The organism is Methylobacterium sp. NFXW15 (assembly GCF_049887755.1).
Lineage (GTDB): Bacteria > Pseudomonadota > Alphaproteobacteria > Rhizobiales > Beijerinckiaceae > Methylobacterium.
The window spans coordinates 55963-73092 of sequence record NZ_JAGEKG010000004.1 but is presented as its reverse complement, the minus strand read 5'-3'; the positions used below and the strand labels follow the sequence as shown (position 1 = coordinate 73092).

The window sequence follows — 17130 nt, the reverse complement described above, 5'->3', positions numbered from 1 at the left end:
GGTTCAGGCCTTGTGCACCACCGGCACGGCGGGCGCCCCCTCCCATTCGGTGTTGGCGGGGATCGACTCGCCCTTCATCACGATGGTGAGCGGGCGAAGCCGGGCATAGTCGCCGACCTTGGTATCGTAGAGCACCGTCGAGAAGGCGCCGACCGACACGCCGCGTCCGACCACCACCCGTCCGACCTTCATGATCCGATCCTCGTAGAGGTGGGTCTGGAGGGCGGAGACGCGGTTGATGGTGCAGAAATCACCGATCTCGACACAATCGAATTCGGTGATGTCGGTAGTGAGCATGCACACCCCCTGCCCCACCTTTACGCCGAAGAGGCGCAACGCCCAGGGCAGGAACGGCGTGCCCTGGAGGTGTTCGAGAAGCACCTTTCCGGCGAGACCCCAATAAGCCACGGCGATGGCCTCGGTGCGCATGGCCCACCACGACCACATCGGCCGCATGCCGGGGCGATAGACACCCATCAGCGCCCATTTCATCGCGATGACGGCCGAGGACTGGATCAGCGCGATGACGACGCTGATCGTCACGAAGCTGATGGCAAGGCCCGACCAGTCGCGTTCGAGGATCGCCGGGTAGAAGTACCAATCGATCGCCGTGATCGCGAGGGTGATGTAGAGCATTGGAGAGAACGAGGTCGAGAATGCCTCGAACACGCCGCGCCGCACCTTCGGCCACAGGCCGGGCTCATAGGTCTGGGCGGCGGAGCCGAGATCGACCTTCTGGCGGGCGGGTAAGCGGATCGGGGGCGAGCCGAACCACGTCTCACCTGGCGCCATCTTGTCGTTGGAAGGCGGCTTCGACTTGATGCCGATCAGCACGTCGTCGGGAATCACGGCGCCTGGCGGCACCACCGCATCGTTTCCGACGAAGACCCGCTTGCCAGTCTGGACCGGATCGAGATGCATCCAGCCCCGGCGGATCTCCTCCTCGCCGAACACCACCTCGTCGGCGATGAAGTTGCGCGCGCCGACCTCCGCAAGGTCATAGCGCCCGGCGAGATTCGTCGAGATCTCGGCTCCCTCGCCCATCCGGGCGCCCATCAGCCGGTACCATGCGCGCATGTAGACGGTGGCGAAGAGCGAGGCCAACGTCTCCAGCGTCACCTCGACGGCCAACGCCAGAGACCATTTCCGCAGATAGAACAGGGAGTGGATCGAGTAGGTCCCATGGCGGGTGCGCGGCAGGATAAGCCAGCGCAGGCCGGTGATCAGCAGCACCGTCCCGGCGGTCATCAGCATGGCGGTCGGCCACGTGAGGATCGGCAGATAGAAGTGATAGTCGATGTCGGTGATGTCGGAGAGCGAATCCGAGATCTGATCGAAGATGAAGAAGGCCGGGAAGATCGGCAGGAGCCCCACGGCAGGGATAGCGCCGAGCAGCAACACGTAAACGATGCCGAAGGCCATTCGGCGGCCGGGCGAGGCATCCGATTGCGGCGGCAGATCGCTCGTGTCGGCCATACCGACCTTGCGGCCGGGCGAGCCGTCCCATCGCTCGGCGTCGCCGACACGGCTGCCGGCCGGGATGGTGGTGAGGTCGGCCACCTCGGCCTGGGCGCCGATCACCGTGTCATGAGAAATGACGCAGGACGTGCCGATGATGGCATCGGCCCCGATCTCGACCTTGCCGATGACGAGTTCGTTGCCGACGATTTCCGCGTTGGCGATGACGAGCCGTCCGCCGAGCGAGGCACCGTCACCGACGCGCAGCAAGTCCGGTGCGCCGATCTCGATATCGGAGATGAGGGCGTCCTTGCCGATCCGCGCCCCCATGAGGCGCAGATAGGTCGCGATGGCGGGCGAGCCCTGGAGCCACTTCACGTGGACCAGCGGCGCGAGCCGCTGCGCCAGCCACCAGCGATAGTAATAGGCACCCCATAGTGGATAGCGGCCGGGCTTCGTCCGCCCGAGCACCAGCCACTTGCCGATGACCGCGATGGCTGCCGTCACCGCGTTGATCGCGATGTAGACGAGGAGCAGCACGCCGAGCTCGGCGAAGAAGCTCAATCCGCCGCCCGTCAGGAGCAGATAGGTGACGAAGATGCCGAGCCATTGCACCGTGGCGAGCGCAATGAGGAACGGCAGCGCGACCGCCTGGGCGAGCCCGCACAGGGCGCGGCGCAGGAGGGGCGGCGGCGCGAAGCTGAGGTCGCGCACGGCCGCTTCCGCGCCGACGCCACCGGTCCGCTCGATCAGCGTGCTGGCCATCGCCCGAAGGGTGCGCTGGGCATAGACGTCGGGCAGCGTGATCCCCGCGAGCGCGGGCGTCTCGCGCACGGCGGAGACGAAGCGCGCGGCCAGCAGCGAATGTCCGCCGAGATCGGCGAAGAAGTCGCCTTCGAAGGGGATCGGCTGCGCGCCGAAGACCTGCTTGGCGGCGGCGAGCAACGCGGCCTCGGTGTCGTTGTCCGGCGGCTCCTGCTCACCGTCCGCGGCGACCACGGTCAGCGGGGCGACTTTCAGCGCCTTGCGATCGACTTTGCCGGAGGTGAGGCGTGGCAGCGTCTCGGCCACCTCGAAATGGCCGGGCACCATGTAGGGCGGCATCTCGGCGGCGAGGCGCTTGCGCAGGGCGGGCGTGTCGAGAGGCTGTCCGCGCTCGGGGATCAGGAAGGCGACGAGGCGGTCGACCCCGTCGTCGGAGCGCAGGACCACCGCCGCCTGGTTGATCTCCGGCACCGCGCGGATGCGGGATTCGATCTCCCCCAACTCCACGCGGAAGCCGCGGATCTTCACTTGGTCGTCGATGCGCCCGTGGAAGACGATGCGTCCGTCCGCATCGAGGGAGACCGCATCGCCCGAGCGATAGAGCACGGGGTCCGACCCATCCGATGGGAAGGGGTTCGCGAGGAACTTCTCGGCCGTCAGTTCCGGCCGCTGCAGATAGCCCGCCGCGACGCCGGGGCCGCCGATCAGCAACTCACCGTGCTCGCCGCGCCCGAGCAGACGAAGCTCCTCGCTCGCCACATAGACCGAATAATTCGGGATCGGCCCACCGATCGTCACCGGCTCGCCGGGGCGCATCTCGGCGGCGGTCGCCACGACCGTCGCCTCGGTCGGTCCGTAGGTGTTAAAGAGCTGGCGGGTCGCCGTCGCCCATTTGGCGATCAGCGGCTCCGGCAGCGCCTCGCCGCCGAGCAGCACGAGCCGCACCTTCGGCAGGTCACCCGTGATCATGGCGAGCAGCGTCGGGACGGTGTCCAGCACTGTGATGCCGTTCGCCGCGATGATGCCGGGTAGCGCCTCCACATCGCCCATCATCGACGGGCTCGCAACGAACAGCGTCGCGCCGACGAGGTAGGGAACCCAGATCTCCTCCATCGAGAGATCGAAGGCGACCGAGGCGCCCTGGAACACCACGTCGTCGGCCCGCATCCCGTAGAGAGCGTTCCCCGAGCGGAGGAAATGGCAGATGTTGGCGTGGCTGATGACGATGCCCTTCGGCACGCCCGTCGAGCCGGAGGTGTAGATCAGGTATGCGGGATGGCCGGGGGTGAGGCCCTTGGTCCGGGCATCGGGCACGGGCGCGTCGGACGGCGTATCCCTGTCGAGGGCGGCTTGGGTCAGGGCCGGGGTGTTGGCGGGCGCCTGAGGCTCCAGGGCGGGCGAGACGAGAAGCGCCTTGGCCGCCGCATCGCCCAGACAGATGCCGACGCGATCCGCGGGAGCCTCGGCATCGAAGGGAAGCCATGCGGCGCCCGAGAGGGTGATGCCGATCTGCGCGACCAAGAGGTCCGGCCCGCGGGCCATCCAGAGGCCGACCACGTCGCCGGGGCCGATGCCCCGGTGCGCCAGCCCGGCGGCGATGCGCTGCGCTCTGACGACCACCTGCGCATAGCTCACATGCGGATGCAGGCCACCCGCGCCGAGGCTCGCGCCGTCGATGAGGCAGGGGTGATCGGGCCGCGCCTTCGCGGAGGCGAGGAAGATCTCACCGAGCACTTCATCGCGGATCAAATCGGGCCGCCGGTCTCCGTAGAGAACCGCCCCACCGTCCGACGGCCGCGCGTCCCGCGCCGCCGATGCGGGCAAGGACTTCTCGGCGAGGTCGCTCATGCGCTGCTCCGCTGCCGGCCACACCCGCCGGCGCTCAACATCCCAGCGCCCTATAGCCCGTGGATCGTGCCGTTAGCGAGGCGGCTTTGCACGCAAGCGCCTCAGAGGCGTTGACGAAGTGTCGACCGTGGCTTGCGGGTCATCAGGCCCAGCGCCAACCGGTCTCGTCCACGACGAGAACCTCGCCCTGGCGAATGCCTAGGCGCGGGGCGGCGTAGATGTCGAGTTGGCCCAGAGCCACGAGCATGGCACGCGCCACACCACCATGGGCGACCACGACGGAGACCGGGCCGAGTTCCGCGAGGAAAGGCGCGACACGCTCGGCGAGCATGGCATAGCTCTCCCCGCCCGACCCCGGCGGCTGATATTGCCAGCGGTTGCGGTCGCGCTGATGCGCTCCGGCCGGGTCTCGGCGACGGATTTCCGCCCAGGTCGATCCTTCCCAGGCGCCGAAGCCGATCTCCCGGAGGCGCGGATCGACGGCGTAGTCCTCCGGCGGCAGGCCGAGGGCTGCGCGCATAATCTCCATGGTCCGGCGCGTCCTGATCAACGGACTCGCGAAGAAGGTCGCCTCCGCGAGGGAGGAACCCGCTACGGCGGCAAGACGCGAGGCGACCGATGCCGCCTGCTCCTCGCCGATGCCGTTCAGATCGATATCGTGCGCTCCCTGGAGCCGACCTTCCGCATTCCAGCCCGTCTGGCCGTGGCGGATGAAATAGAGTGTCCGCAAACCCAACGTTCCTTACGAGGAACACGACACGCGGAACGAGCCGACGTCCCGGCCGTTCCGAAGCCGCACAGCAAAGCCCCCCACAGGCGTCACCGGATGTCCAAGAAAAACGGTAAGCACGAAAGCGGCCAATCCGTCTCCGGCAGCGAGGTAGCAGACCGGGACGATCTCTCACACGGGCAATTGAACCCACCATCGACATCCCTGTGGGCGAACGCCGCCGGGGTGATCGCCGGAGTGAAGCCCGGCGTCCTCGCGGGACACACCCCCTCCCCCATCGTGCCCGCGCCCGGACTGATCGCGGCGAAGCCCGGCGATGTCGTGGATCTCGCGCGCATCGACACCCGCGCCGATGGTGGTTTGGACAAGGCCTGGGCGGAGGCAGAGCTCCGCACGTTGCGCGACCGGATTTCCGACAGCCAGGAGAAACTCTACGCCGAGCGTCGACGCAGCCTGCTCATCGTGCTGCAGGCGATCGACACGGGCGGCAAGGACGGCACGGTGCGCGCCGTCTTGAAGGGCGTGAACCCCCAGGGCTGCACTGTGTCCTCGTTCAAGGTACCTTCGGCCGAGGAGATGGATCATGATTTTCTCTGGCGCTACCATCGCCGCGTTCCTGGACGGGGGATGATCGGCGTCTTCAACCGCAGCCATTACGAGGATGTCCTCGTGGTTCGGGTGAAGAACCTCGTGCCCGAAGAAGTCTGGCGTGCCCGTTACGAACTCATCAACGATTTCGAACGGCTGCTCAGTGAGAGTGGCACGACGATCCTGAAATTCTTTCTGCACATCTCCAAGGACGAGCAGAAGAAGCGGCTGGAGGAGCGCATCGCGGACCCGGCCAAGCACTGGAAGTTCGACCCGTCCGACTTGGTCGAGCGCAAATCATGGGACCGGTATCAAGAGGCCTTCGCCGACGCGCTCGGGCGTTGTTCGACGCCCTATGCGCCTTGGCTGATCGTCCCTGCGGACCGGAAGTGGTTCCGCAATTACGTGGTGGCCAAGACCGTGGCCGATACGCTCGACGCCATGAACCCGCAATTCCCCGAAGCCTCGAAAGACATCGCGTCTCTCAAGGTCGAGGATTGATGACGGCGTGGGTCAGCCCCGTTCGAATCAATCGACGAGGGCCGCGTAGGTCAGCACCCGCAGTTCCTTCCGGATCGGCAAGGCCGAGGAGGGAACGAGCTGGGTCATCAGCACCACGGCGAGATCCTCGGCAGGGTCGATCCAGAAGGCGGTGGAGGCCATGCCGCCCCAGGCGATTTCGCCCGGCGTCCCGACGATCTGCGCCCTGGCCGGATCGAGCATCACGGAGAAGCCGAGGCCGAAGCCGATGCCGGTATAGGTCGTCTCGGCGAAGCGCGGCGTGCCCATGGCGGCGAGATCGCCATTCAGGTGGTTCGAGGCCATCAACGCCACGGTCTTGCGCCCCAAAAGCCGCCGCCCGTCGAGCTCACCGCCGTTGAGGATCATCCGGCAGAAGCGGTGGTAATCCGCCGCCGTCGAGACGAGGCCGCCGCCGCCGGAGGGGATGGCGGGCGGACGCGCGTAGGCGGTCTCGATGGAATCGTCGAAGGAGCGCAGCTTGCGCTCCCGGTCGAAGACGTAGCAGGCGCAAAACCGGTCCATCAGGTCCGGGCGGACGTGGAAATCGGTATCGACCATGCCGAGCGGCGCGATCACCTCGTCCCGCAGGTAATCGGCGAAGGGGCGGCCGGACACGACCTGCACGAAATAGCCGAGCACATCGGTGGCGACGCTGTAATTCCACGCTTCGCCGGGTTGGGCGAGCAGGGGCGCCGAGGCCGTTCGCGCCGTCATTTCGGCGAGCGTGCCCTCGCGCGCCAGAAAGTCGATACCCTTCTCGCGATAGACGGCATCGACCAGCGTGGCGTCCATGAAGCCGTAGGTCAGCCCCGCCGTGTGGGTCAGCAGATCGCGGATGGTAATCGGGCGGCGAGCCGGCTCGGTCTCGATCTTCGCCCGGTTCCCGCCCACCGCAACCCGCATCTCCGCAAATTCCGGCAGGAAGCGCGAGACCGGGTCGTCGAGCTGGAATAGCCCCTGCTCGTAGAGCTGCATCACCGCCACCGAGGTGAGCGGCTTCGTCATCGAATAGATGCGCGTGACGGTATCCAGGGTGAACGGGGTGCCGCGCGCCATGTCGGCTTGCCCGCAGGCACGGGCGAAGACCGTCTTGCCGCGCCGCTGGACGCTGACCGACAGGCCCGCGAGGCGGCCATCGGCAACGAGGCGATCCATCCACGGCTCGACCCGCGCCAGACGCTGCGAGCACAGCCCCACTTCACGCGGATCCGCATCGAGGCTCACGCCCATCGGCCACTCCTTCGCCCTGAGGGTTGCGAAGGACGCTGTACGCCCTCCGGCGTACAGGCGCGAGCTGGATCTCAGCGTCCCGCGAGGAGCGGCGGATAGACGACCCGCACGGTGTGACGGGTTGCAGGTGTGTCGATCGGCGTCTGAATGGCCTCGCCCGGGCGCAGGGTCCATCGCGGCTCGGAACCCAGAGCGATGCGGTGAGGGGCGTCATCCGCGGCGCCGCTCGGGAGGGCGGCGAGGCCGCCGAGCGTGATCGTGACGAGGAGGGCGAAGCGCAGGCGGGTGAGCATCGGGAGGGGCTTTGCGATCACGCGTTGTGAATGTCCTCACGATGAAGCCTGGGAGTGAAAACGGGATCGAACCGAATCGAGCAAGCGACTGTTGCGAACAGCAAGTCGGTGGCGCGGTTTATCGCGTCTCACGATTCGTGGTGAACGGAGGATGGGGCTGCATGGCGACCAAGGTGGAGGGGGTGGCCGGTACGCCCGAACGCGCCGAGATCGGCAGTGTGGTCGATACGGATATCGCGGGGCGCCTCGATCGGCTGCCCTGGGGCCGCTTCCACGTTCTGGTCATCGTGGCGCTCGGGATCACCTGGGTGCTCGACGGTCTCGAAGTGACCCTCGCCGGCTCCCTGGTCGGCGCCCTCCGGCAACCGCCCATGGCCTTCTCCGAGTTCGATGTCGGCCTCGCAGCCTCATCCTACCTCGTCGGCGCCGTGACCGGTGCGGTGGGCTTCGGCTGGTTGACCGACCGGATCGGCCGCAAGAAGCTCTTCTTCATCACGCTGGCGCTCTACCTCGTGGCCACGGCGGCGACCGGCCTGTCCTGGAACGTGGCGAGCTTCTGCTTCTTCCGCTTCCTGACCGGCGCGGGAATCGGCGGCGAATACACCGCCATCAATTCGACGATTCAGGAACTGGTCCCGGCGAGCGCGCGCGGCTGGACGAACCTCGTCATCAACGGCTCCTTCTGGATCGGCGCTGCCCTGGGCTCCTTCATGTCGATCGTGCTGCTGAAGCCGGAGGTGATCGACCCCGCCTGGGGCTGGCGGATCGCCTTCCTCACCGGCGGCGCCATCGGCCTCGTCATCCTGTTCCTGCGGCGTTGGATCCCCGAAAGCCCGCGCTGGCTCGCGACCCACGGCTACACGGCGGAGGCCGACCGGGTGGTCTCGCAAATCGAAAAGCGGTTCACGGATGCGGGCGTCACCCTTCCCCCGCCGGACCCGAAGAAGCACACCAAGATCCGCGTTCGCCATCACACACCCCTCTCCGAGGTGGCGCGCGCGATGTTCGTGACGAGCCGCAAGGAAACCATCGTCGGCCTGTGCCTGATGGTCGGGCAGGCGTTCTTCTACAACGCCCTTTTCTTCACCTACGCCCTGGTGTTGGAGAAGTTCTACAACGTCCCCGGCGGACAGGTCGGCTGGTACCTGCTGCCCTTCGCGCTCGGCTCGTTCCTCGGCCCGGTGGCGCTGGGGCGTCTGTTCGACACGGTCGGTCGGCGGCCGATGATCGCCTTCACCTACGGCATCTCGGCCGTGATGTTGGTCGGCGCAGGCTACCTGTTCCTCATCGACGCGTTCGGCGCCGTGGGCCAGACGGCCGTGTGGATGGCGGTGTTCTTCTTCGCCAGTGCGGCGGCCTCGTCGGCCTATCTCACCGTGGCGGAAACCTTCCCGCTGGAGATCCGGGCACTCGCCATCGCGGCCTTCTACGCCATCGGCACGGGCGTCGGCGGCGTGTCGGGACCGCTCCTGTTCGGGACGCTCGTGGAAAGCGGTTCGCGCGAATATGTCTTCGCGGGCTACCTGCTCGGTGCGGTGCTGATGGGCATCGCGAGCATTGTGGGCGGCATCTGGGGGACCGCCGCGGAAGGGCGGTCCCTCGAGGATGTGTCAAAGCCGCTGGCCTCGGTGTGAGGCCTGACCTCAGCGATTGGCGACGTCGATCCGGGACACGGCGGCCGACACCTGACGCGGCGTGTCCGACGACAGGACGGGCTGCGGCGTCACGGTGAAATCGCTCGCCGGGTGGGCGGCCTGGATGGCGCGGGCATGCTCGCGGCTGATCGGCGGGGTGACGTGAATCCGGTCGTCGGCCGAGGCAAAGCCGGCGGCGAGGGTCGCCGCGGCGAGGGCGGACGACGCAAGAACGAAGATCGTGCGCATTGTGTGCTCCGATGCGGCGCCGGAACATCCCGGCCCACAAAAGAAAACACAGATTTGGTGCGTTGCGGTTTGAAAATTTCGCAATGCAACAAAACGCGGGCAGTCAAGCGGAGCAGCGCTATTTTGCGCGATACGAAGGGAAACAAACCGTTTCGACTGTCACCGTCCATGCATTTATCGCATGGCTCATGCCGTTAGCCGGCGCTCCCATGAACGAAACGGCTGACTGAATCAGGCGGGACGGCGCCACACCTGCCCGTGGTAGACGAATTTCTCGCCTTCGCTCGCCAACGCCGAAAGCCCATTGAAGGCCGGGTCATGAACGGTAATGACGCTTGTCGGGATGTCCCGCATCATGGCGGCGAAGGGCGCCTTGCGCTCGAAGGCGTCGCGAAAGCCACTTTCCTCCAGAACCTGTAGGATGCGGGGAGCGATGCCGCCGCCGATATAGACGCCGCTCGTCGCGAGGAATGTCAGGGCGAGGTCGCCGCAGACCCGGCCCAGCAGCCGGGCGAACAGGGCCAGAGTTTCCACGGCATGCGGATCGGAGGCGTTCAACCCGGCCTCCGTTATAGCGGCGGGATCGATCTTGTCGTGCGGGCGGCCGCTGCGGACGTGAGCGACGGCCGCATGGAGCCTGGCGAGTCCCGGGCCGGAGAGGATGGTCTCGACGGTGATGCGATCCTCGACGCGTTCCAGCGCGTGCCAGACCTTTTCCTCGAACGCGTCGGCCGGGCCGATATCGGTGTGACCCGCTTCGGTCGACACGATCGCGAGGTGAGCCGAATAGGGGACGAGGGCCGCCGCACCGAAACCCGTGCCGGGGCCCAGCACGACGCGGGCACCGCCGGGCACGGGAGGGCATCGCCCGACCGGCGTGAGATCATGCGGTTCGATATCCGCCGCACCGGCGGCGACGGGCACGTAGTCGTTCACGATCACGGTCGAGGACAAACCGAAATCCCCGGCGATGCGCTCGCCACACACGACCCAATCGGCATTCGTCAGCCGGATCTCGGGACCGTCCACCCGACCGGCGATGGCGAGGATGGCCGAGCGCGGCGGCGGCAATCCGTCTCCCGCCTTCGCGAGCGAGGCGCGAATGGCCGAGGACGGATCGGGATGCTGGGCCGTCGCCTCGTGCGAGAGCAGGCGCGGCTTGGCGCCCTGACGCTCCACCAGCCCAAAGCGGGCATTCGTACCGCCGATGTCGCCGATGAGGACCGGGAACTCGAACATCGACGCTAGCCTCCTTGCCACTGCCGCACGGGCCTGAGCGCCCTGTGTGGCAAATGGCGGGAGCTACGGGAAGAGCGCCTTATCCCGCCCGCTCATCCACCCTGTTCTGCACTCGACGCGCACCCCCGATGCGTGTGCACAGGCTTGAGCATCAGCCAGGCAGTGTCGCATCTACCGCCGTCAAATTTTGTTTCGCCATTCGACAAATATAATTTTGCAACTTGGGGCTGATCCTTCCTGATGATCGACGCTGACGACCGCTATCCGACCCTTAATGAGCACGATAATTCCGGCAACGTGAACCGTCGGCAACTTATCGGTACTGCGCTGACGGGCGCGGCCGTCGCCGCCCTGCCCTCGACGATTGCGGAAGCGGCAGCGGATACTCGCAAGGTCGATGTCCTGCTGATCGGCGGCGGCATCATGAGCGCCTCCCTCGGGATCTGGCTGCGCGAGCTGGAGCCGGACTGGTCGATGGAAATGGTCGAGCGTCTGGATGGCGTCGCGTTGGAGAGCTCCAACGGCTGGAACAATGCCGGGACCGGGCATTCCGCCCTGGCCGAGCTGAACTATACGCCTGAGGATACGAAGGGCCGGGTGACGATCGACAAGGCCGTCGCCATCAACGAGTCCTTCCAGATCTCACGTCAGTTCTGGTCCTGGCAGGTGAAGAACGGCGTTCTCAAGAACCCGCGCAGCTTCATCAATTCCACCCCTCATATGAGCTTCGTGTGGGGAGACGAGAACGTGGATTTCCTGAAGCGCCGTCATGAGGCGCTGAAGGGCAGTCCGCTCTTCTCGAGCATGCAGTTTTCGAGCGATCCGGAGCGCATCAAGTCCTGGGTGCCTCTGATGATGGAGGGTCGCGACCCCAAGCAGAAGATCGGCGCCACCTGGGCTCCCATCGGCACCGATGTGGATTTCGGCGAGATCACCCGGCAGTTCGTCGGCCATCTGAAGAGTCAGCCGAAGTTCGACCTGAAGACCGGCACCGAGGTCGAAAGCCTGACCCGCAACGGCGACGGCTCCTGGCGCGTGTCGATCCGTAACGTGAAGACCGGCGCGGTCGAGGCGATCGACGCCAAGTTCGTCTTCATCGGCGCGGGCGGCCGGGCCCTTCACCTGCTTCAGAAGTCGGGCATTCCGGAAGCCGACGAGTACGCGGGCTTCCCCGTCGGCGGCTCGTTCCTCGTGAACGACAATCCCGATACGACCTCGCTCCACCTTGCGAAGGCCTATGGCAAGGCCTCCGTCGGCGCCCCGCCGATGTCGGTACCGCATCTCGACACCCGGATGCTGGGCGGCAAGCGCGTGCTGCTGTTCGGGCCGTTCGCCACCTTCTCGACCAAGTTCCTGAAGGAAGGCTCGTACTTCGACCTTTTGTCTTCGACGACGACCAGCAACATCTGGCCGATGATGCGGGTCGGCATCGATCAATATCCGCTGGTGGAATACCTCGCGGGGCAGCTGATGCTCTCGGACGAGGATCGCTATCAGGCCCTGCGCGAGTACTTCCCCAACGCCAAGAAGGGCGAGTGGCGCCTGTGGCAGGCCGGACAGCGCGTGCAGATCATCAAGCGCGATGCTGAGAAAGGCGGCGTGCTGAAGCTCGGCACCGAAATCGTCGCGTCGAAGGACGGCAGCATCGCCGGCCTGCTCGGAGCCTCGCCCGGCGCCTCGACCGCCGCGCCGATCATGCTCTCCGTGCTCGAGAAGGTCTTCGCCAAGAAGGTCGCGACGCCCGAGTGGCAGGAGAAAATCCGCCGCATCATCCCGAGCTACGGCACGAAGCTCAACGACAATCCGCAGCGGGCCTTCGAATCCCTCGCCATGACCAGCGAGACGCTACAGCTGACCCCGCCTCCGCGGATCGAGGCCTCCATGCCGACCCCGGACGCCCCGGCGGATTCGGTCGTGAAGCCCGTGCCGGATATGGCTCCGTAAGGTCGCCCACGAGCCGTACCGCGTTCTATGCGGGCGGCAATGCGTCCGGGTCGATCGGTTCTCCGGCGGCCCAAGACGCGATGAGCGCCCGCACGGCAGCGGGGTCCGGCAAGCGCCGGGCGGCGGCGGTGTCCCCGTCGCCCACGCGGATTGCGACGCCCCCATCCTCCGCGACGCTGACGAACGCGATCTCGTCGGTCTTGTCGTCACCCAGGAAAACGGCACGGCGCCCGGCATAGGGAGCCTCAGCCATGAAGGCACGAATGGCGACGGCCTTCGTCGCCTTGGCGGGGACGATCTCGCCCACAGCCTTGCCGAGTTGCAAACGATAATCCCCGCCGAGCGCCTCGGCCGCCTGCTTCACCAGCGTCTCCGCGCGCTCGGCATCCGACGGGCTGGCGAGCCGCCAATGCACGGCGACGGAGGCACCCTTGTCCTCGATCAACACCTGAGCGAGCGGCGCAGATTCTCTTTGCAACCGCTCGACCTGAGCCCGAAGGGCCGGGTGATCCTCCGGCCGCCCCCCTTCGAGGTCGCCGTCGCGTCGCCGCTCGACCCCGTGCAGCCCCGCCGCATCGAGCAGGCTCGGCGCCAGGAACCCGTCGATCTGCGCGATCGGCCGTCCGCTGATGATGGCGAGCGCACCGCCGAGGCGCCGCCGCAGCGTTTCGAGATTCTCGATCAGGCCCTCCTCCACCTTCACGGCATCGGGCGTCGGCGCGATGTCGACGAGGGTGCCGTCGAAGTCGAGAAAGAGGGCGCAATCCATCGCAACGATCCTGGCGGCATGACGGCGCCTCGGCGAACGAGGCAGCCAGTGGCGGAGGTAGCGCGCGGGCCGATGCGCGCAACGGGAAGTGTGGTGGAGTGGGCGATCCACTCAATCCACAGCCTTTCACCGGCCGAGGATACGTCATGGTAACTCGACCGGCCGAACCTGCCGCCATTCCTTCGCCGGACAGCGGATATGATGACAAGCCAGCAACTTGCCGAGGAACTGAAGCGCATCGCCACGGCGCAGGTGAGCGACATCACGCGGGCTGTGAAGGAAGGCCAGAAGTCCATCGCCCTCAACGAGGTCCGCGACATGGCCCGCCGTATCAGCCTGCTGGCGGATGCCTTCGATCCGAAATCGGCTGCCGAACCCCCGTCCGGCGTCGAAGCGGCCTGATCCCCAGGCCTCGCCTCCCTCGCAAGAAAGCCTCGCCACTCATGCGTGCCTTCTTCAACATCATCGTGAACGGACAAGTCGTGCCGGATCGCGTCGGCCAGGAGGTCGGCGATGCGGCGGCTCTGCGCCTTGTCGCCTCGACCGTCGTGCGCGGTCTCGTCCAGCGCCACGGAGGCGAGGCGAAGCTCCTGGATGCGTCCCTCGTCGTCACGAACGAGGCGGGCGAGAACCTGATGGAGATCTCCTTCTTCGAGGCGCTCTACCTGCCCGTGGCGCCCGTGGCCGATCCGGCCCGTCGTCGGCCGGAAGAGCGCACGGAACGCCCCTCGGCCTTCCTCGGCGCGGCCCTGAAGCCGATGCGGCGCATTGCCGGGGCGGTGAGCGCCCGCGTCCAGTCGCTTGCGCATCCCTGACGGGCGGCGTCAGCCGAACAGATCGGTGACGACGAAACCGCGCGGCGCCAGCCGCTCGGCGAGCAGGCGGCGATGGCAGCGAGCCGGGTCGCGCTCGAAACACAGGAGACAGGTCGGCGCCTTCGCGGCGAGAGCTTGCAGCTCATCGAGGGCCGCGATGCCGCCCGCCGTCTCCAGCACCTCCTCGCAATAGATCCGCTTCAGCAGCGTGGCATCGTCCGCCCGCGCGGCCTCACGCCCGGATTTCGGCGTGCCGAGCGCACGCAGATGGGCGTAGCCGAGCCCAGCCTCCTCGAGCCCCGTTTTCAAGGCGTTCTTCGAGAAGCCGCGCTTGCGCGAATTGGCCACCGCCCGGACATCGGCCAGCACGGACACGCCCGCCGAGCGGAGCGCGCCTGTGAGTCTCTCTGGATCGAGGCCTTCGTAGCCGATGGTAAACAGTGTCTTGCTCACGCGCGCCCGGCCCGACTTCCCTTGCTCCGCCGGGACTTAGCCGTTGCCGACGCTTCCTCCAACCCCGTCCCGCAGCGGCCATGTCACTGGCAAGACACGCTTCCCGGAATTCCGCCGCAATGATCGCAAAGGTCCGTTAACTGAGCAGGGGTCATCGAATACGCCTGTCCTTGGCGCTTTTCTGAGAAACGGGCGGTGGCGCTGATGTTGGGGGATCGAGTGTCTTCATCGCTCTGCGAGGGCGCCTTGGGTGCGTCTCTCTCGGCGGTGATCCGGATGTCGCGCCGTGTTCTCGCAGTCGCGGCCCTGGCGGGGCTGGCGGCGTGTTCCAACGGCAGCGATTTTTATCCGACCAAGGGCGACGTGAAGCCCCATCCGGGCGTGGCCAAGGCCAAGCTTCATCCGATCCAGGGCATCGATATCTCGAAATGGCAGGGCCCGGTCGACTGGGCCTCCGTGCGCGCGGCCGGCACCCAGTTCGCCTTCATCAAGGCGACCGAGGGTGGCGACCACGTGGACGAGCGGTTCCGCGCGAACTGGGACGGGGCGGCGGCGGCGGGCGTTCCGCGCGGCGCCTACCACTTCGTGTTTTGGTGCCGCTCCGCCCGCGATCAGATGAACTGGTTCAAGAAGAACGTTCCCAACGATCCGACCGCCCTGCCCCCGGTTCTTGATGTCGAATGGAACGGTCATTCGCAGACGTGCCCGCGCAAGCTACCGAAAGAGCAAGCCCTCGCCATGGTGCGGGAAATGCTCGATGAAATGGAGCGCTATACGGGCAAGCGACCGATCATCTACACCGATATCACTTTCCATAAAGATGTTTTGGAAGGCGAATTGCCCGATTACCCGCATTGGCTGCGCTCCACCGCCGCCGAGCCTGAGCAACGCTTCGTGAACCGGCGCTGGATGCTGTGGCAATTCACATCGACCGGGCGCGTTCCTGGTGTGCGTGGCGACGTAGATCGTAACGCTTTCTATGGGACCCCCTCGGACTGGGCGTCCTTCCTATCGACGGATTGTGATCCGAGAGATCACAAGCGCTTGTCATCGCAGGGAATTTGTACCGATAAATAAGCCGATACTCGAACGGGCGTAAGAAATCCTCCGAAAGTCAGGAAATTCTTCAATTTCGGTCTATTGGTGAACAGACGGACCGCTTGTAAGTGGTTAGGGAGTAGGAAGAAAAACGACACTTCTACCGACCTATGGCTTCCGACACAGCTGCTCGCCTCGAAACGAACCTTCTGCTGAAGGCGCTTCGCGGTCCCGACCGCGATCTTCTGTTGCCTCATCTTGAACCGTTGAATTGCGGGAAAGGGGCGACGATTTTCGAGGCGGGGTCGCCGGTCACGCACATCACCTTTCCCTGCGAGCATGCGGTCGTGACCCTGGTGATCACCACCAGCGATGGCCGCAGCGCCGAGACGGCCACGATCGGCCATGAGGGCGCGGTCGGCGGTGTCGTGAGCCAGGGTTACGTCCCTGCCTCGACCCATGCCGTGGTGCAGATCGCCGGGCCGATGTTGCGGATGGACTCCTTTGCCCTCCAAGAGGCCAAACGGCAGTCGCGGCATGTGCGCGATCTCTTCGCCCGCTATTCGGATTGCATGCTTGCCCAGGTGCTCCAATCCTCGGCGTGCAATGCCCTGCACCCGATCGATCAACGCTGTCTCCGTTGGCTGCAGACCCTTCACGACCGGATCGGCTCACCTGTCCTGCCGATCACCCACGAATTGCTTGCCGCGATGCTCGGCGTGCAGCGGACCTACCTCACGCGCATTCTGCGGATCTTGCAGGATCAGGGGCTGATCAAGGTGGGCCGGGGCAGGATCACGATTTTGAACCGTCTCGGAATGGAGGCGGCGTCCTGCGATTGTCACGCGCGGGTGCGCGACCATTACCGCACCGTACTCGGCGCCGTGTACGACGATCACGGGCTGATCGCGATCGACCAGCCCCAACCGCGCTTCATGGCGACGGATCCCGAGGCCGAGGCCCGGCGGCGCGTCGATAGCTGGGCCGGAAAAGGCTCCGGCTCTCGCGTGGATCCCTGACGTTCAAGCCGCGCGCTGAAGCAACTCGATCACCGCGCCGTCGGGCCCATCCAAGAAGGCGATGCGCAGGGTCGGGCTGCGCGCGATGATATCGGTCCTGAAGGAGACTCCTTTGCCCTTCAGCTCCGCGACAGAGGATTCGATATCCTCGACGGCGAGTCCGATATGCTCTAGGCCGAGGCACGGCGTCGTCAGAGGCGCGTGTGCCTCCTCGGGCGCCTGCTCAATGAAGACGGCCAGGCCTCCCAGATCGAGAATCACCCGTTGGACGGTTTCGCCGCCGATACGGTCGGTTTCGCGGGCACCAAACATCTCCACGTAGAACGCAGCGGCAGCGACGGGATCGCGGCTGCGCAAATGGACGTGATCGCAACGATAGGTCATGGAATTCGCTCGGCTTCGGGATCGTCGAGTGTAGGTCGCTGGACACGCCCTGGCGATGCGTCGAAAGCCGGATCGGCCCGCAGAGTCTGCGCTTGACGACGGACACGTTCGGGCAGACTTTTGGCGATCAGACCGTTGCAGAGATGCAACAG

16 protein-coding genes are annotated in these 17130 nt (G+C 66.2%); 7 read left to right on the top strand and 9 right to left on the bottom strand.

Annotated elements, in window-relative coordinates:
- Positions 1-3 precede the first annotated feature (3 nt).
- Positions 4-4071, bottom strand: coding sequence for a Pls/PosA family non-ribosomal peptide synthetase (locus tag J4O73_RS10360; RefSeq protein WP_426217021.1), 4068 nt, complete (start codon positions 4069-4071; stop codon positions 4-6).
- Positions 4072-4213: 142 nt separating this feature from the next.
- On the bottom strand, positions 4214-4801 hold the full coding sequence (locus J4O73_RS10355; protein WP_426217020.1) for a histidine phosphatase family protein: 588 nt from the start codon (positions 4799-4801) through the stop codon (positions 4214-4216).
- 96 nt (positions 4802-4897) lie between these two features.
- On the opposite strand from J4O73_RS10355, the gene J4O73_RS10350 reads away from it, so the two are divergent.
- The gene (locus J4O73_RS10350; RefSeq protein ID WP_426217018.1) at positions 4898-5890 is read left to right on the top strand and encodes a PPK2 family polyphosphate kinase; all 993 of its coding nucleotides are present in this window, start codon (positions 4898-4900) and stop codon (positions 5888-5890) included.
- A gap of 27 nt (positions 5891-5917) precedes the next feature.
- Here the strand turns inward: J4O73_RS10350 and J4O73_RS10345 are convergent, their stop codons facing one another.
- Both J4O73_RS10345 and J4O73_RS10340 read right to left on the bottom strand, forming a co-directional pair.
- Entirely contained in the window at positions 5918-7141 is a 1224-nt protein-coding gene (locus J4O73_RS10345; protein WP_426217016.1) for a serine hydrolase domain-containing protein, read from the bottom strand.
- 71 nt (positions 7142-7212) lie between these two features.
- On the bottom strand, positions 7213-7455 hold the full coding sequence (locus J4O73_RS10340; RefSeq protein WP_426217015.1) for a hypothetical protein: 243 nt from the start codon (positions 7453-7455) through the stop codon (positions 7213-7215).
- A gap of 140 nt (positions 7456-7595) precedes the next feature.
- Here J4O73_RS10340 and J4O73_RS10335 point away from each other — a divergent pair, with 140 nt between their 5' ends.
- The gene (locus J4O73_RS10335; RefSeq protein WP_426217014.1) at positions 7596-9068 is read left to right on the top strand and encodes an MFS transporter; all 1473 of its coding nucleotides are present in this window, start codon (positions 7596-7598) and stop codon (positions 9066-9068) included.
- 9 nt (positions 9069-9077) lie between these two features.
- Here J4O73_RS10335 and J4O73_RS10330 read toward each other — a convergent pair whose 3' ends face one another.
- Positions 9078-9317 carry a hypothetical protein gene (locus J4O73_RS10330; protein WP_426217012.1) on the bottom strand — a complete coding sequence of 80 codons (240 nt, stop codon included), beginning with the start codon at positions 9315-9317 and terminating at the stop codon, positions 9078-9080.
- 231 nt (positions 9318-9548) lie between these two features.
- Positions 9549-10496 carry a glucokinase gene (locus J4O73_RS10325; RefSeq protein ID WP_426217708.1) on the bottom strand — a complete coding sequence of 316 codons (948 nt, stop codon included), beginning with the start codon at positions 10494-10496 and terminating at the stop codon, positions 9549-9551.
- A 300-nt stretch (positions 10497-10796) separates the two neighbouring features.
- Between J4O73_RS10325 and mqo the strand changes: the two genes are divergently transcribed.
- Positions 10797-12500, top strand: coding sequence for a malate dehydrogenase (quinone) (gene mqo, locus J4O73_RS10320; RefSeq protein ID WP_426217010.1), 1704 nt, complete (start codon positions 10797-10799; stop codon positions 12498-12500).
- A gap of 25 nt (positions 12501-12525) precedes the next feature.
- On the opposite strand, the gene otsB is transcribed toward mqo, so the two are convergent.
- Positions 12526-13269 carry a trehalose-phosphatase gene (gene otsB, locus J4O73_RS10315; RefSeq protein WP_426217008.1) on the bottom strand — a complete coding sequence of 248 codons (744 nt, stop codon included), beginning with the start codon at positions 13267-13269 and terminating at the stop codon, positions 12526-12528.
- 198 nt (positions 13270-13467) lie between these two features.
- Between otsB and J4O73_RS10310 the strand changes: the two genes are divergently transcribed.
- Both J4O73_RS10310 and J4O73_RS10305 read left to right on the top strand, forming a co-directional pair.
- On the top strand, positions 13468-13671 hold the full coding sequence (locus J4O73_RS10310; protein ID WP_426217007.1) for a hypothetical protein: 204 nt from the start codon (positions 13468-13470) through the stop codon (positions 13669-13671).
- Positions 13672-13712: 41 nt separating this feature from the next.
- The gene (locus J4O73_RS10305; protein ID WP_426217006.1) at positions 13713-14084 is read left to right on the top strand and encodes a DUF6894 family protein; all 372 of its coding nucleotides are present in this window, start codon (positions 13713-13715) and stop codon (positions 14082-14084) included.
- A 9-nt stretch (positions 14085-14093) separates the two neighbouring features.
- On the opposite strand, the gene J4O73_RS10300 is transcribed toward J4O73_RS10305, so the two are convergent.
- The gene (locus J4O73_RS10300; RefSeq protein ID WP_426217004.1) at positions 14094-14537 is read right to left on the bottom strand and encodes a DUF488 family protein; all 444 of its coding nucleotides are present in this window, start codon (positions 14535-14537) and stop codon (positions 14094-14096) included.
- A 276-nt stretch (positions 14538-14813) separates the two neighbouring features.
- On the opposite strand from J4O73_RS10300, the gene J4O73_RS10295 reads away from it, so the two are divergent.
- The gene (locus tag J4O73_RS10295) at positions 14814-15614 is read left to right on the top strand and encodes a glycoside hydrolase family 25 protein (protein WP_426217706.1); all 801 of its coding nucleotides are present in this window, start codon (positions 14814-14816) and stop codon (positions 15612-15614) included.
- A 131-nt stretch (positions 15615-15745) separates the two neighbouring features.
- Complete coding sequence (locus J4O73_RS10290; RefSeq protein ID WP_426217002.1) at positions 15746-16594, top strand: Crp/Fnr family transcriptional regulator; 849 nt, start codon at positions 15746-15748, stop codon at positions 16592-16594.
- A gap of 3 nt (positions 16595-16597) precedes the next feature.
- Here the strand turns inward: J4O73_RS10290 and J4O73_RS10285 are convergent, their stop codons facing one another.
- Positions 16598-16978 carry a VOC family protein gene (locus J4O73_RS10285; RefSeq protein WP_426217000.1) on the bottom strand — a complete coding sequence of 127 codons (381 nt, stop codon included), beginning with the start codon at positions 16976-16978 and terminating at the stop codon, positions 16598-16600.
- Between the last annotated feature and the right edge of the window lie 152 nt (positions 16979-17130).

Coding starts and splice junctions, on each gene's coding strand:
- J4O73_RS10335 (WP_426217014.1), top strand. CDS start 7,596: ATGGCGACCAAGGTGGAGGGGGTGGCCGGTACGCCCGAACGCGCCGAG.
- J4O73_RS10310 (WP_426217007.1), top strand. CDS start 13,468: ATGATGACAAGCCAGCAACTTGCCGAGGAACTGAAGCGCATCGCCACG.
- J4O73_RS10285 (WP_426217000.1), bottom strand. CDS start 16,978: ATGACCTATCGTTGCGATCACGTCCATTTGCGCAGCCGCGATCCCGTC.
- J4O73_RS10305 (WP_426217006.1), top strand. CDS start 13,713: ATGCGTGCCTTCTTCAACATCATCGTGAACGGACAAGTCGTGCCGGAT.
- J4O73_RS10345 (WP_426217016.1), bottom strand. CDS start 7,141: ATGGGCGTGAGCCTCGATGCGGATCCGCGTGAAGTGGGGCTGTGCTCG.
- J4O73_RS10290 (WP_426217002.1), top strand. CDS start 15,746: ATGGCTTCCGACACAGCTGCTCGCCTCGAAACGAACCTTCTGCTGAAG.
- J4O73_RS10295 (WP_426217706.1), top strand. CDS start 14,814: ATGTCGCGCCGTGTTCTCGCAGTCGCGGCCCTGGCGGGGCTGGCGGCG.
- otsB (WP_426217008.1), bottom strand. CDS start 13,269: ATGGATTGCGCCCTCTTTCTCGACTTCGACGGCACCCTCGTCGACATC.
- mqo (WP_426217010.1), top strand. CDS start 10,797: ATGATCGACGCTGACGACCGCTATCCGACCCTTAATGAGCACGATAAT.
- J4O73_RS10360 (WP_426217021.1), bottom strand. CDS start 4,071: ATGAGCGACCTCGCCGAGAAGTCCTTGCCCGCATCGGCGGCGCGGGAC.
- J4O73_RS10330 (WP_426217012.1), bottom strand. CDS start 9,317: ATGCGCACGATCTTCGTTCTTGCGTCGTCCGCCCTCGCCGCGGCGACC.
- J4O73_RS10350 (WP_426217018.1), top strand. CDS start 4,898: ATGTCCAAGAAAAACGGTAAGCACGAAAGCGGCCAATCCGTCTCCGGC.